Origin of the sequence: Streptomyces sp. NPDC001401 (assembly GCF_042895385.1) — a bacterium.
Lineage (GTDB): Bacteria > Actinomycetota > Actinomycetes > Streptomycetales > Streptomycetaceae > Streptomyces.
Map to the genome: position 1 here is coordinate 237,458 of NZ_JBIAWI010000014.1, position 13,195 is coordinate 250,652.

Below are 13,195 nucleotides of genomic sequence, written 5' to 3' on the forward strand. Positions count from 1 at the left end.
GGTCGTTTGGACATACGTGCATGCATACGACGTTCCCCGCCGCCAGCCCTTCCAGCCGATTCCCTCCGCGCGCTCGGGCCAGGACATTTCGGGCAGCCACTCGGCCACGCCCATCTACGACGCGCTCTACTCCGAGTACGTCAAGTCCTTCCGCACGCTGCCGGGTGACCGCAGCGGCGAGGAGAACCTGGGGTTCACCGCCTTCGGGAACATTCCGACCAGTACGGAGCCGCACGGAGGTCACCGGCCGGGGTCGTTCAGCAGCTCGTACAGCGCCTACAGCGCCGGGGCCTACAGCGCCCGGCAGCAGTCGCAGTGGCAGCGCGTGCCGGCCGCACTGCCACCCGGCCCGCGCAGCGTTCGCTGAGACATGGGTGAGGGCGGTCCCGATCGGGACCGCCCTCACCCATGTCTCGCCTACTTCTTCTTGTTGCCGCGCTTCTCGCGCACCCGCACCGAGATATGGATCGGCGTCCCCTCGAAGCCGAACTCCTCGCGCAGCCGGCGCTCGATGAAGCGCCGGTAGCCCGCCTCGATGAACCCGGAGGCGAACAGCACGAACCGCGGGGGCTTGGTGCCGGCCTGGGTGCCGAAGAGGATGCGGGGCTGCTTGCCGCCGCGGACGGGGTGCGGGTGGGCGGCGACCAGCTCGCCGAGGAAGGCGTTCAGACGGCCCGTCGGAACGCGGGTCTCCCAGCCGGCCAGCGCGGCCTCGATCGCCGGGACCAGCTTCTCCATGTGCCGGCCGGTGCGCGCCGAGACGTTCACCCGGGGCGCCCACGCCACCTGGCCGAACTCGGTCTCGATCTCCCGCTCCAGGTAGTAGCGGCGCTCCTCGTCGAGGGTGTCCCACTTGTTGTACGCGATGACCATCGCGCGGCCCGCATCGACGGCCATCGTCACGATCCGCTGGTCCTGCACCGAGATGGACTCGGAGGCGTCGATCAGAATGACCGCCACCTCGGCCTTCTCGACCGCGGCCGCGGTGCGCAGGGAGGCGTAGTAGTCGGCGCCCTGCTGGAGGTGGACGCGCTTGCGGATACCGGCGGTGTCGACGAACTTCCAGGTGACGCCGCCGAGTTCGATGAGCTCGTCGACCGGGTCGCGGGTGGTGCCCGCGATTTCGTTGACGACGACGCGCTCCTCGTTCGCCACCTTGTTCAGGAGGGAGGACTTGCCGACGTTCGGGCGGCCGATCAGGGCGATGCGGCGCGGCCCGCCGATCGCGGTGCCGAAGGTCTGCTCAGGGGCGTCCGGCAGGACCTCCAGGACGGCGTCCAGCATGTCGCCGGTGCCCCGGCCGTGCAGGGCGGAGACGGGGTGCGGCTCGCCGAGGCCCAGCGACCACAGGTAGGCCGCGTCCGCCTCGCCGCTCTGGCCGTCCACCTTGTTGGCGGCGAGCACGACGGGCTTGCCGGCCTTGCGCAGCAGTCGTACGACCGCCTCGTCGGTGTCGGTCGCGCCCACCTTGGCGTCGACGACGAACACGACGGCGTCGGCGGCCTCGATCGCGTACTCGGCCTGCGCGGCCACGGAGGCGTCGATGCCGAGGACGTCCTGCTCCCAGCCGCCGGTATCGACGACCTTGAAGCGGCGGCCCGACCACTCGGCCTCGTAGGTGACGCGGTCGCGGGTGACGCCGGGCTTGTCCTCCACGACGGCCTCGCGGCGGCCGATGATGCGGTTCACGAGGGTCGACTTGCCGACATTCGGGCGGCCGACGACGGCGAGCACGGGCAGCGGCCCGTGACCGGCCTCCTCGATGGCACCCTCGACGTCCTCGAGGTCGAAGCCCTCTTCCGCGGCGAGCTCCATGAAGTCCGCGTACTCGGCGTCGCCAAGCGCTCCGTGGTCGTGCTCCCCGCCCGAGCCGTCGGAGTGGATGTGGTCGTTCATGAAGTCCGTACCTCGTCGTTCATCGTGGTGATCGGTGGAACAACCGGGTTTCTCCCGGCTGATCCACTACTCAAGTGTCGCTTAGCGCCCGGTCAGGCGCCTGGCGTTTTCCAGGTGTGCGGTGAGCTGCTTCTGGATGCGTTCGGTCGCCTCGTCGAGCGCCTTGCGCGTGCGCCGTCCGCTGCCGTCGCCCGCCTCGAAGGGGTCGCCGAAGACGACGTCGATACGGCTGCGCAGCGGAGGCAGCCCCTTTATCAACCGTCCCCGCCGTTCGGAACTTCCCAGTACGGCGACCGGGACGACCGGGGCGCCGCTGCGTACGGCGAAGTAGGCGAGCCCGGCGCGCAGCGAGGCGAAGTCGCCCTCGCCGCGGGTGCCCTCCGGGAAGATGCCGAGGACTCCCCCGGCCGACAGCACGTCCAGGGCCTGCGTGATCGCCCCGCGGTCGGCGACCGAGCGGTCCACCTTCAGCTGGCCGATGCCCAGCAGGAACGGGTCGAGCGGGCCGATGAACGCCTCCTTCTTGATCAGGAAGTGCGTCGGCCGGGGCGCCACGCCCATGACCATCGGCCCGTCGATGTTGTGGGAGTGGTTGACGGCGAAGATCACCGGGCCGGTGGCGGGTACCTTCCAGGCACCCAGCACCCGCGGCTTGAACAGCCCGTACATCAGGCCGACGCCGATCCGCCGCCCGACCTCGGCGCCCTTCTCGGAAGGGACGGAAGGTGCGGTCACTTCCCGGCCCGCTTCTCCTCGACGAGGGTGACGACACACTCGATGACCTGCGCGAGCGTGAGGTCGGTGGTGTCCACCTCGACCGCGTCGTCCGCCTTGGCGAGCGGCGAGGTCTTGCGGGAGGAGTCGGCCGCGTCGCGCTTGATCAGCGCCTCGCGGGTGGCGTGCACGTCGGCACCCTTCAGCTCGCCGCTGCGGCGGGCGGCACGCGCCTCCGGGGAGGCGGTGAGGAAGATCTTCAGGTCGGCGTCGGGCAGCACGGTCGTACCGATGTCACGGCCCTCGACGACGATGCCGTCCTCCGCGGAGGTGGCCAGGGAGCGCTGCAGCTCGGTGATCCGGGCGCGCACCTCGGGCACCGCGCTGACCGCGCTGACCTTGGAACTGACCTCCTGGGTGCGGATCGGGCCGGCCACGTCGGTGCCGTCGACCGTGATCGTCGGGCCCGCCGGGTCCGTACCGGAGACGATCTCGGGCTTGCCCGCCACGGCAGCGATCGCGGAGGGGTCGTCTATGTCGATCCCGTTGTTCACCATCCACCAGGTGATCGCCCGGTACTGGGCGCCGGTGTCCAGGTAGCTCAGGCCGAGCTGCGCGGCGACGGCCTTCGACGTGCTCGACTTGCCCGTGCCGGCCGGGCCGTCGATGGCGACAATCACGGGCTTGGCGGCGCCGTTTTCCACGGGGGGACACCTTCCTGGTGCGGTGCGGTGGGAGTGTGGGGCGCGATGGTGCCCTGCACAAGGTTACTGGGTGCGGGCCACTCAACCGGACGAGTGGTCACTGGTCGCCGCCGGTCACTGCACTCCAGCCCGTCCGGCGTTTGAGGACGAGGCCCCTTCAGGGCCGACCGGGGGTCTGGGGGCAGAGCCCCCAGGGACGGGACGGGTAGGGGCGGCGGGGCGAGAACCTACTGCCGGATCGCCCAGCCCCGTTCCCGCAATGCCGCCGTGAGGACCGGCGCCGCCTGCGGCTCCACCATCAGCTGGACAAGGCCCGCCTGCTGCCCGGTCGCGTGCTCGATCCGCACATCCTCGATGTTGACCCCGGCCCGACCGGCATCGGCGAAGATGCGCGCCAGCTGCCCCGGCTGGTCGTCGATGAGGACGGCCACGACCTCGTACGCCCGCGGAGCGGACCCGTGCTTTCCCGGGACCCGGACCTGTCCGGCGTTCCCGCGCCGCAGGACGTCCTCGATGCCCAGGACGCCCTCTCCGCGCTTGGCCTCGTCGGAGGACTGCAGGGACCGCAGCGCCTGCACCGTCTCCTCCAGGTCGGCGGCGACGTCGGAGAGCAGGTCGGCCACCGGCCCGGGGTTCGCGGACAGGATGTCGATCCACATCCGGGGGTCGGAGGCGGCGATCCGGGTCACGTCGCGGATGCCCTGGCCGCAGAGTCGTACGGCCGCCTCCTCGGCGTACTCCAGTCGCGCGGCGACCATGCTGGACACCAGGTGGGGCATGTGGGAGACCAGGGCGACGGCGCGGTCGTGGGCGTCGTCGTCCATGACGACCGGGACGGCACGGCAGTGCGAGACCAGCTCCAGGGCGAGGTTGAGCACCTCGGTGTCGGTGTCCCGGGTCGGCGTCAGCACCCAGGGGCGGCCCTCGAAGAGGTCGCCGGTCGCGGCCAGCGGGCCGGACTTCTCGCGGCCCGACATGGGGTGCGTGCCGATGTAGGCGGACAGGTCCAGGCCCAGCGCCTCCAGCTCGCGGCGCGGGCCGCCCTTGACGCTGGCCACGTCGAGGTAGCCGCGCGCCGCGCCCCGGCGCATCGCGTCGGCGAGCACCCCGGCCACATGGGCGGGCGGTGCGGCGATGATCGCGAGGTCGACCGGCCCGTCGGGGGCCTCGTCGGTGCCGGCGCCGAGCGCGGCGGCCGTACGGGCCTGCCCGGGGTCGTGGTCGGCGAGGTGGACGACGACGCCCCGCTGGGACAGGGCGATGGCGGCGGACGTACCGATGAGCCCGGTGCCGATGACGAGCGCGGTCCTCACTGGGCGATGTCCTTGCGCAGGGCGGCCGCGGCGCCGAGGTAGACGTGGGCGATGTCGGCGCGGGGCCGCTCGGACTCGATATGCGCCAGCACGCGCACGACGCGCGGCATGGCGCCCTCGATGTCCAGCTCCTGGGCGCAGATCAGGGGTACGTCGACGATGCCGAGCTTGCGCGCGGCGGCCGCCGGGAAGTCGCTGTGCAGGTCGGGCGTGGCCGTGAACCAGATGCTGATCAGGTCGTCGGCGGTGAGCGCGTTCCGCTCGAGGATGGCGGTCAGCAGGGCCCCGACCTGCTCGTCCATGTGCCCGGCCTCGTCCCGTTCCAGTTGGACGGCTCCCCGGACCGCTCGTACCGCCACGGCTCTGCTCCTCGCTGATGTACGGATCGACTCTTCGACCGTCCAGCGTAGTCAGCCCGCGGCGCGCGGGTGCGCGACGCCCGCCCGCTGAGACGACCCGACGATCTACGACAATGTCACCTGAATGTATCTATTCCGCTACTTGGGCGGAGTGCACCCCGTGCGCCTCTTTACGCCGGGCCCGCCGGTCCGCTCTGATGGCAGGACACTCGCCTCGGGGGAGGCCCTTGATGAAGCGTCCTGGACCGCTGCTGACACTGCTCGCGGGACTGCTGTTCGGCGTGTTCATGCTCACGCTCAACGCGACTTCGGGGACGAAGACCGCGTCTAACCCGTACAAGGAGAACTCGCCGGCCGTCTCGGCGCCGCCGACGACTTCGACGCCTTCGACGACGAGTCCGTCCGCCGCCGCCTCCCCATCGCGGTCGGCGGCGCCGAGCGGCGTCTACACCGGCCGCACCGACGACGACTCGTCCGCGGTCGCCGTCTCGCTGCGCGGCGGCAAGGCGATCGCGTACTTCTGCGACGGCCACAACATCGAGTCATGGCTGAAGGGCGACGTGAAGGCGGACGGCAGCCTGAGCCTGACCGGCGACCACGGCGCGAAGCTGAACGGCACGCTGAAGGGGAGCAGGCAGATCCGCGGCACCGCGGACCTCGGCGGCGGGCACTACGCCTTCACCATCGACAAGGCGAAGAAGCCGTCCGGGATCTACCGGGCGAACAGCCAGGTGGCCGGCGCCAGGATCGTCGGCGGCTGGATCGTCCTGCCCGGCGGCAAGCAGGTCGGCATCGTCACCCGCGACGGAGAGCCCTCGGCCGCGCCCACCATCGACCCGGAGACGGGCGCGACGACAGTCGACGGCCAGCAGCTCACGGCACACCCCGTAACGCCCTGACCTTCTCCTCCTGCCCCAGGGAGCCGACATGACCGTCGACCCGAACGCCGCCACCCAGAGCTTCCCTCCCCAGCCACCGGCCCACCGCGCGCCGAGCCCCGCCCGCTATCTGATTCCGGCTCTGGTCGCCGCCGCGGTGGCGGTCGGGCTCGGGGTGTACGGCAAGACGCACCACCCGGCCGGCACCGCCTTCAACCTCGCGGGGTTCAGCAGCACGGGCGCGGTGAAGTCATGGCTGGCATCGACAGCGTTCTTCTTCGCGCTGATCCAACTGATCAGCGCTTTCATGGTCTACGGCAAGCTGCCGGGCCCGCGCTGGTCGGCGAGGCTGCACCGCTGGTCGGGCCGTATCGCGTTCCTCGTGGCCGTCCCGGTGGCGGTGCACTGCCTCTACGCACTGGGCTACCAGACCTACTCGACACGCGTCATGTGGCACTCCCTTCTGGGTTGCTTCTTCTTCGGTGCCTTCAGTGCCAAGATGCTGCTGCTCCGCTCGGAGCGCCTTCCCGGCTGGCTGCTGCCGCTGGTCGGCGGCCTGGTCTTCACGATCCTCACCCTCATCTGGCTGACCTCCGCCCTCTGGTTCTTCCGCACGTTCGGAGTGACGACATGACCCACCGCTCGACGCGGCGCACGGTTCTCCTCGCGACGGGCGCAGTGACGCTCGCCGCGGGCTGCAGCAAGTACGGCGACAACAGCGGCTCCGGATCGTCCTCCGTGAACGCCTCCGGCGGGCAGGAGCTGGCGAAGACCTCCGAGATCCCCGTCGGCGGCGGCAAGATCTTCAAGGACCAGAAGGTCGTGGTCACCCAGCCGAAGAAGGACGAGTTCAAGGCCTTCTCGGCGGTCTGCACCCATCAGGGCTGCACGGTGAGCACAGTCTCGGGCGGCACCATCAACTGCCCCTGCCACGGCAGCAAGTACCACGTGGCCGACGGCTCGGTGGCCCAAGGCCCCGCGCCGAAGCCGCTGCCCCCGGAGCAGATCAAGGTGGACGGAAATTCGATCCGTCTGGCGTGAGGTGCCACGTACGCTCCGGGACATGCATCCCGAGACCCTGGTGCGCGACCACACGATCTACGCCTGTGTCATGGGTTCGCGCGCCTTCGGTCTGGCGACGGACGGCAGCGACACCGACCGCAGGGGCGTGTTCGTGGCCCCCGCTCCTCTCTTCTGGCGCTTCGAGAAGCCCCCGACGCATGTCGAGGGCCCGGCGGAGGAGCAGTTCAGCTGGGAGCTGGAACGCTTCTGCGAGCTGGCCCTGCGCGCGAACCCGAACATCCTGGAGTGCCTGCACTCCCCGCTCGTGGAGCACATCGACGACACCGGCCGCGAACTCCTCGCCCTGCGCGGGGCGTTCCTCTCCCGCCGGGCCCACGACACGTTCGCGCGCTACGCGCTCGGCCAGCGCAAGAAGCTGGAGGCCCACGTCCGTCTCCACGGCGCTCCACGCTGGAAGCACGCGATGCACCTGCTGCGCCTGCTGATGAGCTCCCGCGACCTGCTGCGTACGGGTGCCCTCACCATCGACGTGGGCGACCAGCGCGAGCCGCTGCTGGCGGTCAAGCGCGGCGAGGTCCCCTGGCCCGAGGTCGAGTCCTGGATGAACCGGCTGGCGGCCGAGGCCGACGAGGCGACCCGCCGAAGCCCGCTCCCCGAGGTCCCGGACCAGCGCCCCGTCGAGGACTTCCTCGTACGGGTCCGCCGCGCCTCAGCCCTCCAGACGGATCCTTACGACGAAGTCGTGCAGGGCGTCGTACACGGTGGGGGCGTCGGGTAGGACCGAGGCGGCCTGCGCCTCGTCCAACGCACCGTGCAGCCGCTCGATGTCGGCCGCCACGCGTGCGTGGTCGACACCGGCGTCTCCGTGCTCCTGTTCCGCCTTCGCCGCGATCAGCTCCGGCAGATAGGCAGGGGCGTCCAACTCGCTCAGCAGGGTGGGCAGATGGGCCTGCACCTCGCCGCTGCGCATCAGATGGACGCCGGTGAGCAGGACACGGAAGGTGTAGAGCAGCGGCTTGAGTTCGCCGGTCTTCTCGAACAGCCGCCACTGGGTCGTCGCGAACCCTCTGTAATGGTGGGCGTGATGGCTGGTCACGACACCGGGCGCGAGCGCGGCCAGCTCGCCGTGCGCGTCCGTGGTGTGCACGACCAGCGGCGAGAGCAGCTGCTCCAGCACATAGCCGTTGCGGCGCAGCATCAGCCGTACGAACTTGCGCAGGTCGTGCGTGACCAGGTCCATCTCGACGCCGTCCCGGTCCCACATCCGGGACCGGGTCTCCTCCGGCTCCCGCAGCCCCACCAGGTCCGCCGTGGGGAGCAGGTGCACGCCCCGCAGGTCCACGTCCGAGTCGCGCGACGGGAAGCCGTAGAGATGTGCGCCGGAGACGGTCGCGAACAGGACCGGGTCGGGCTGCTCGGCGACCACCGGCGTCAGGTCGAGGTCCAGGGCGTCGATCATCCCTCAAGCGTCCCAGAGGGCACCGAGGGTCAGCAGGTCACCCCGGTACTCGATGCGGTCGGCCCACTCGGTCGGCCAGGCCTCCGCCCCCAGATACGCCCCCGCGAAGGCGCCCGTCAGGCAGGCGATGGAGTCCGAGTCGCCGGAGGTGCAGGCGGCCCGGCGGATGGCCGTCACGGGTTCGTCGACGAAGAGGAGGAAGCACAACAGGCCCGTCGCCAGGGCCTCTTCGGCGATCCAGCCGGCGCCGGTGGCCAGGCAGGGGTCGGTCTCCGGCGAGGCCGTGCGCACTGCCTCCTGAAGGCGGCCGAGGATCTCCAGGCACTCGTCCCAGCCGCGCGCGATGAACTCCTCGGGGGTGGCGTCGTCGGCACGGGTCCACAGGTCGCCGAGCCAGGCGTGGTGGTAGCGGCTGCGGTTCTCCAGGGCGTACGACCGCAGCAGGCCGACCAGTCCGGTCGGCTCGGCGCCCTGCGCGAGCAGTCGTACGGCGCGGGCCGTGAGGTCGGAGGCGGCGAGCGCCGTCGGATGCCCGTGGGTCAGGCCGGACTGCAACTGGGCGGCGCCCGCGCGCTGTTCGTCGCTCAGGCCGGGGACGAGCCCGATGGGCGCGACGCGCATGTTGGCGCCGCAGCCCTTGGAGCCGATCTGGCTGGAGTCCTGCCAGGCGCGGCTCTCGTCCTTCAGCAGGCTGCAGGCCCGCAGGCAGGTGTTGCCCGGCGCCCGGTTGTTCTCCGGTGACTGGTACCAGTTCACGAACTCCTCGCGCAGCGGCCGCTCCAGCCGCTGCGGGGCGAGCACCCCGCGGTCCATGGCCGTCCGCAGGCCCCGGCCCAGCGCCAGCGTCATCTGGGTGTCGTCGGTGACGATCGCGGGCGTGGGCAGCCGCATCTCCCGCCACGGCCCGTACATGGCGAGGATCGACGGCACGTCGTGGAACTCGGTCGGGAAGCCGAGCGCGTCCCCGAGTGCGAGGCCGGTCAACGCCCCGGTGGCTGCTTGCTTGTCGACGATGGTGGCGGTCATGCGGGGCGTCCTTCCCGGGACGGTCGGAGGAGGGGCGGGTGCAGGGCGGTGGCCGGTCCCGCGCGGTAGAGCGCGGCCGGTTTGCCGCGACCGCCGGTCAGGCGCGCACCGCCGGGGACCGGTTCGACGAAACCGGGCGTGGCGAGCACCTTGCGGCGGAAGTTGGGCCGGTCGAGGGCGGTGCCCCAGACCGTCTCGTAGACCTGCTGCAGCTCGCCGAGCGTGAACTCGGGCGGGCAGAAGGCGGTGGCGAGACAGCTGTACTCCAGCTTGGCGCCGACCCGTTCGTGGGCGTCGGCCAGGATCGCGTCGTGGTCGAAGGCGAGCGGCCGGGGCGAGTCGTACGGCAGCCAGCGGGCCTCGGCCGCGTCGCTGCCGGCGTGCGGTTCGGGCGCGTCGGGCAGCAGCGCGGTGAAGGCGACGGACACGACCCGCATCCGGGGGTCGCGGTCGGGTTCGCTGTACGTCCGCAGCTGCTCCAGATGCAGCCCGGTGACGTCCTCGAGGCCGGTCTCCTCGGCGAGTTCGCGCCGGGCGGCCGTCTCCGCCGACTCCCGCGGCTCCACGAAGCCGCCGGGGAGCGCCCAGTGTCCGGCGTACGGCTCCTGTCCGCGCTCGACGAGCAGCACGTGCAAGGCGCCGGCGCGGATGGTGAGGACGGCGAGGTCGACGGTGACGGCGAACGGTTCGTAGGCGTACTTGTCGTAGCCCGCCTTGTCGAGAGCCATGAGCACCCACCCTTTTTATGGTCAGTACGACTATAAAGAGGGTGGGTGCTTTTCACAACCCCTCGGTCAGGACTCCAGAGCGGGTGATGCCGCCTGATTCCGGCCCGGTGCGAAGGCCGCCACCACGGCCCCCACTCCCGCCGCCCCGGCCGACACCCACAGCGCCGGTGCGCAGCCGTCCAGGAAGGACGCGGGTGAGCCGTAGCCGCCGTACTGCGTGAAGACCAGGGCGGCGACGGCGATGCCGAAGACACCGCCCAGTTCGCGCAGGGCGTTGTTGACGCCGGCCGCGACGCCCGCGTCACCGAGAGGGACGGCGGAGGTCACGGCGTTGGCGACGCTCGGGAAGACCATGGAGATGCCGATGCCCGCGATGATCAGCGGGACGACCAACTGCCCGTAGTCGACGCCGGGTTGGACCTGCCAGGCCAGCAGGGCGAGGCCCAGCGCCTGCAGCGCGAGGCCGCCGAACATGAAGGGCCTGGTGCCGAAGCGGTCCGCGAGGGCGCCGGCGACCGGAGCGACCAGCAGGGGCATGGCGTTCCAGACGAGGATGCGCACGCCCGCCTCCAGCGGGGAGTAGCCGAGCCCGGTCTGGAAGAGCTGCGTGATCATGAAGAGGGCACCCAGCAGGGACCCGAAGACGAGGAAGGCGGCCGCGTTGGCGACGGAGAAGCCGCGGTTGCGGAAGTGCTCGAGCGGCAGCATCGGGTACCGGGCTCCCCTGCGCTCCCAGACGAGGAAGCCGGCCAGGAACACGATCCCGGCGGCGAGAGCGGTCAGCACCTCGGCGCTCCCCCAGCCCGCCTGCGGCGCCCGGACCGGCGCCCAGGCCAGTCCCGTCACCCCGACGGCCGCCAACACCAGACCCACGAGGTCGAGTTGGGGCCGGGTGCCGTAGCTCTCGCGGAGTTTGGTGGCGGCGAGGGGCAGCATCGCGAGCCCGATGGGCACGTTCAGCCAGAAGATCCACTGCCAGGACAGGCCCTCGGTGACGGCCCCGCCCAGCACGGGCCCGGCGGCCACACCGAGCCCGGTCACCCCGCCCCACACCCCGATGGCGACACCCCGCTTCTCGGCCGGGAACGCCTCGCTGATCAGGGTCAGGGTGAGCGGCAGCAGTACGGCGGCCCCGGCGCCCTGCACGACACGCGCGCCGATCAGCTGCCCGGGGCCGCCCGCCAGCGCGGAGGCGGCCGAGCCGAGGGTGAAGACGGCGAGTCCGGCGATGTACATCCGCCGGCGCCCGAACCGGTCGCCGAGCGCGGCGCCGGTCAGGGTCAGACAGGCGAAGACCAGGTTGTAGGCGTTGATCGTCCATTCCAGGTCGGACAGGCTCGCCCCGAAGTCGGCCCGCAGGGCGGGCAGCGCGGTGGCGACGACCACGACGTCCAGGGAGCACAACAGCGCGCCGAGCCCGGCGAGGACGACCGTCCACACACGCCGGTGCGGGGCCTGTTCGGCGGGTGGTTTGCGTACGGAGACACTCAGTGTGTCGGTCATGACGGGGGTTCCTTCCATGAGCTCTTGAGGTCGCTCACGGAAGGCAGACCACCCTCACCCCGGAAAGGAATCGCGCCGCCCCAGAAAGGCCAGCAGGCGCGCGTCGGGCCCCGCGTGCAGCGGTACGGCCACCGGCGCGCCGAACCGCACGCCCCGGTCCTCGGCCGCGACCACGCACCGCGCCACCGGCAGCAGCTCGGCGGCCAGCGGGCCGGGTATGTGCCGGGGCCGCCCGCAGGCCTGCGCCACGTCCCACCCGTGCACGGCGATCTCCACCGCCCCGACGGCGGCCATCACCCGCACGTCCAGCGGCAGTTCGCCCACCAGCACCCGCTCCCCCGGCCCGGCCGCCCAGGCGCCGAGCACGGCACACGCGCGCGTGCGGAACGCGCAGGCGAGATCTCCCCCGGGTCGCCCCGGGAACAGCTCGATCCGCCCGCCCGTCAGCCCCTCGTGCAGGGCGTCCAGCGAGTCGTCGAGATGCCCGAGCAGCTCACCCAGGTCCCACTCCGCGCACGGAGTGCCCCGCTCCAGGCTCCCGGGCCCGACCCCGGCGACACTCCCCAGCGCATAGGCGAGCGAACGCTCCAGCAGCTCCCCGCAGTTCACGACAGCACCCGGGGGAACCCGAAGCGGACGACCTGCGCCAGGTCGATGAAGGCCGTGATGCGGGCGAGTGTGCCGCCCTCCACGGTGAGCACCTGCACCGAGTGCGCGCGCAGCACGCCGTCCACCCCGCGCACGTACATGACGACGGCCGGCTGCCCGTTCGCGCGCGTGGGCAGCATGCGGTAGCGGTCCTCCCCGTGTCCCCTGGCCCGCAGGAACCGCAGCACGTCCTTCTTGCCGCTGAACCACTCCAGGTTGGGCGGCATCTCCAGCTCGACGCCGTCCTGGAGGAGGTCGAGCAGGGCGTCCATGTCGGCGCGCTCGAAGGCGGCCATGTACCGGTCGAGCACCTCGCGGTCCGCCGCGCCCTCGGGTTCCACGACGAGGTCCTCGTCGGGGGCGACCTCGTCGAGCCGGGCACGCGCGCGTTGGAGGCTGCTCTTTACGGCCGCCGTCGAGGTCCCGAGCAGGGACGCGACCTCGGGCGCCCGCCACGCCAGCACGTCCCGCAGGATGAGCACGGCCCGCTGCCGGGCGGGCAGCTGCTGCAGCGCGGCGACCAGCGCGAGCCGCAGGCTGCCGCGGGCGGCCACGACGGTCGCCGGGTCGACGAGCGAGTCGGGCAGGGGCTGCAGCCACGGAACGTCCGTCGCAGGGGCCCTCAGCGGCTCCTCAGGCGCCTCTGACGGCCCGCCGAGCCCCGCGGGCAGGGGACGCCTCGCACGGCTCTCCAGCGCCGTCAGACACGTGTTGGTGGCGATGCGGTGCAGCCAGGTCCGCAAGGACGCGCGGCCCTCGTAGCCGTCGTAGGACCGCCAGGCCCGCAGATATGTCTCCTGCACCAGGTCCTCGGCCTCGTCGACCGAGCCCAGCATCCGGTAGCAGTGCGCGAGCAGCTCCCGCCGGTACGGGTCCGTCAGCCGGACGAACTCGTCGCGGTCCGTCGTCGTAGCAGGCATGGCCATTCCTCTCGCCGGTCACGA

16 protein-coding genes are annotated in these 13,195 nt (G+C 71.6%); 5 read left to right on the forward strand and 11 right to left on the reverse strand.

Going from position 1 to position 13,195, the window contains the following annotated elements; genetic code table 11:
* The first annotated feature begins 16 nt into the window (after positions 1-16).
* Entirely contained in the window at positions 17-367 is a 351-nt protein-coding gene (locus tag ACFY10_RS37425) for a hypothetical protein (RefSeq protein WP_390669736.1), read from the forward strand.
* Between the two features lie 50 nt (positions 368-417).
* Here the strand turns inward: ACFY10_RS37425 and der are convergent, their stop codons facing one another.
* The 5 genes from der to aroH form a co-directional block, all read right to left on the reverse strand.
* A complete protein-coding gene (der, locus tag ACFY10_RS37430) occupies positions 418-1,896 on the reverse strand; it encodes a ribosome biogenesis GTPase Der (protein ID WP_390669737.1) in 1,479 nt (492 codons plus the stop codon).
* A gap of 81 nt (positions 1,897-1,977) precedes the next feature.
* Positions 1,978-2,670 carry a lysophospholipid acyltransferase family protein gene (locus ACFY10_RS37435; RefSeq protein WP_390669738.1) on the reverse strand — a complete coding sequence of 231 codons (693 nt, stop codon included), beginning with the start codon at positions 2,668-2,670 and terminating at the stop codon, positions 1,978-1,980.
* On the reverse strand, positions 2,628-3,314 hold the full coding sequence (gene cmk / locus ACFY10_RS37440) for a (d)CMP kinase (protein WP_390669739.1): 687 nt from the start codon (positions 3,312-3,314) through the stop codon (positions 2,628-2,630). Before cmk ends, ACFY10_RS37435 begins: the two co-directional genes overlap by 43 nt.
* A 227-nt stretch (positions 3,315-3,541) precedes the next feature.
* Positions 3,542-4,627, reverse strand: coding sequence for a prephenate dehydrogenase (locus tag ACFY10_RS37445; protein WP_390669740.1), 1,086 nt, complete (start codon positions 4,625-4,627; stop codon positions 3,542-3,544).
* On the reverse strand, positions 4,624-4,986 hold the full coding sequence (gene aroH, locus ACFY10_RS37450) for a chorismate mutase (RefSeq protein WP_390669741.1): 363 nt from the start codon (positions 4,984-4,986) through the stop codon (positions 4,624-4,626). The genes ACFY10_RS37445 and aroH overlap by 4 nt, the downstream gene beginning before the upstream one ends.
* Before the next feature lie 230 nt (positions 4,987-5,216).
* Here aroH and ACFY10_RS37455 point away from each other — a divergent pair, with 230 nt between their 5' ends.
* Genes ACFY10_RS37455 through ACFY10_RS37470 form a run of 4 tightly spaced genes read left to right on the forward strand, consistent with a single transcriptional unit; the run spans position 5,217 to position 7,665 of the window.
* The gene (locus tag ACFY10_RS37455) at positions 5,217-5,885 is read left to right on the forward strand and encodes a hypothetical protein (RefSeq protein ID WP_390669742.1); all 669 of its coding nucleotides are present in this window, start codon (positions 5,217-5,219) and stop codon (positions 5,883-5,885) included.
* A 28-nt stretch (positions 5,886-5,913) separates the two neighbouring features.
* Positions 5,914-6,498, forward strand: a complete 585-nt coding sequence (locus ACFY10_RS37460) for a DUF6529 family protein (protein ID WP_390669743.1) — start codon at positions 5,914-5,916, stop codon at positions 6,496-6,498.
* Positions 6,495-6,905: a Rieske (2Fe-2S) protein gene (locus tag ACFY10_RS37465; RefSeq protein WP_390669744.1), complete on the forward strand. Its 411-nt coding sequence runs from the start codon at positions 6,495-6,497 to the stop codon at positions 6,903-6,905. Before ACFY10_RS37460 ends, ACFY10_RS37465 begins: the two co-directional genes overlap by 4 nt.
* 22 nt (positions 6,906-6,927) lie before the next feature.
* Positions 6,928-7,665, forward strand: coding sequence for a DNA polymerase beta superfamily protein (locus ACFY10_RS37470; protein WP_390669745.1), 738 nt, complete (start codon positions 6,928-6,930; stop codon positions 7,663-7,665).
* Here ACFY10_RS37470 and ACFY10_RS37475 read toward each other — a convergent pair.
* The 6 genes from ACFY10_RS37475 to ACFY10_RS37500 form a co-directional block, all read right to left on the reverse strand.
* Positions 7,597-8,346 carry a DNA polymerase beta superfamily protein gene (locus ACFY10_RS37475; protein ID WP_390669746.1) on the reverse strand — a complete coding sequence of 250 codons (750 nt, stop codon included), beginning with the start codon at positions 8,344-8,346 and terminating at the stop codon, positions 7,597-7,599. The two genes, ACFY10_RS37470 and ACFY10_RS37475, sit on opposite strands and share 69 nt — an antisense overlap.
* A 3-nt stretch (positions 8,347-8,349) precedes the next feature.
* Positions 8,350-9,372 (reverse strand): ADP-ribosylglycohydrolase family protein, encoded by a 1,023-nt coding sequence (locus tag ACFY10_RS37480; RefSeq protein WP_390669747.1) that lies wholly within the window; start codon positions 9,370-9,372, stop codon positions 8,350-8,352.
* Complete coding sequence (locus tag ACFY10_RS37485; protein WP_390669748.1) at positions 9,369-10,100, reverse strand: NUDIX domain-containing protein; 732 nt, start codon at positions 10,098-10,100, stop codon at positions 9,369-9,371. Before ACFY10_RS37485 ends, ACFY10_RS37480 begins: the two co-directional genes overlap by 4 nt.
* Before the next feature lie 66 nt (positions 10,101-10,166).
* Positions 10,167-11,603, reverse strand: coding sequence for a DHA2 family efflux MFS transporter permease subunit (locus tag ACFY10_RS37490; protein WP_390669750.1), 1,437 nt, complete (start codon positions 11,601-11,603; stop codon positions 10,167-10,169).
* Between the two features lie 54 nt (positions 11,604-11,657).
* Positions 11,658-12,212, reverse strand: a complete 555-nt coding sequence (locus ACFY10_RS37495; protein WP_390669751.1) for a TIGR03086 family metal-binding protein — start codon at positions 12,210-12,212, stop codon at positions 11,658-11,660.
* On the reverse strand, positions 12,209-13,171 hold the full coding sequence (locus ACFY10_RS37500) for a sigma-70 family RNA polymerase sigma factor (protein ID WP_390669752.1): 963 nt from the start codon (positions 13,169-13,171) through the stop codon (positions 12,209-12,211). Before ACFY10_RS37500 ends, ACFY10_RS37495 begins: the two co-directional genes overlap by 4 nt.
* Positions 13,172-13,195 lie beyond the last annotated feature (24 nt).

Coding starts and splice junctions, on each gene's coding strand:
- ACFY10_RS37480 (WP_390669747.1), bottom strand. CDS start 9,372: ATGACCGCCACCATCGTCGACAAGCAAGCAGCCACCGGGGCGTTGACC.
- ACFY10_RS37475 (WP_390669746.1), bottom strand. CDS start 8,346: ATGATCGACGCCCTGGACCTCGACCTGACGCCGGTGGTCGCCGAGCAG.
- ACFY10_RS37455 (WP_390669742.1), top strand. CDS start 5,217: ATGAAGCGTCCTGGACCGCTGCTGACACTGCTCGCGGGACTGCTGTTC.
- ACFY10_RS37485 (WP_390669748.1), bottom strand. CDS start 10,100: ATGGCTCTCGACAAGGCGGGCTACGACAAGTACGCCTACGAACCGTTC.
- ACFY10_RS37500 (WP_390669752.1), bottom strand. CDS start 13,171: ATGCCTGCTACGACGACGGACCGCGACGAGTTCGTCCGGCTGACGGAC.
- ACFY10_RS37465 (WP_390669744.1), top strand. CDS start 6,495: ATGACCCACCGCTCGACGCGGCGCACGGTTCTCCTCGCGACGGGCGCA.
- ACFY10_RS37460 (WP_390669743.1), top strand. CDS start 5,914: ATGACCGTCGACCCGAACGCCGCCACCCAGAGCTTCCCTCCCCAGCCA.
- ACFY10_RS37470 (WP_390669745.1), top strand. CDS start 6,928: ATGCATCCCGAGACCCTGGTGCGCGACCACACGATCTACGCCTGTGTC.
- der (WP_390669737.1), bottom strand. CDS start 1,896: ATGAACGACCACATCCACTCCGACGGCTCGGGCGGGGAGCACGACCAC.
- ACFY10_RS37490 (WP_390669750.1), bottom strand. CDS start 11,603: ATGACCGACACACTGAGTGTCTCCGTACGCAAACCACCCGCCGAACAG.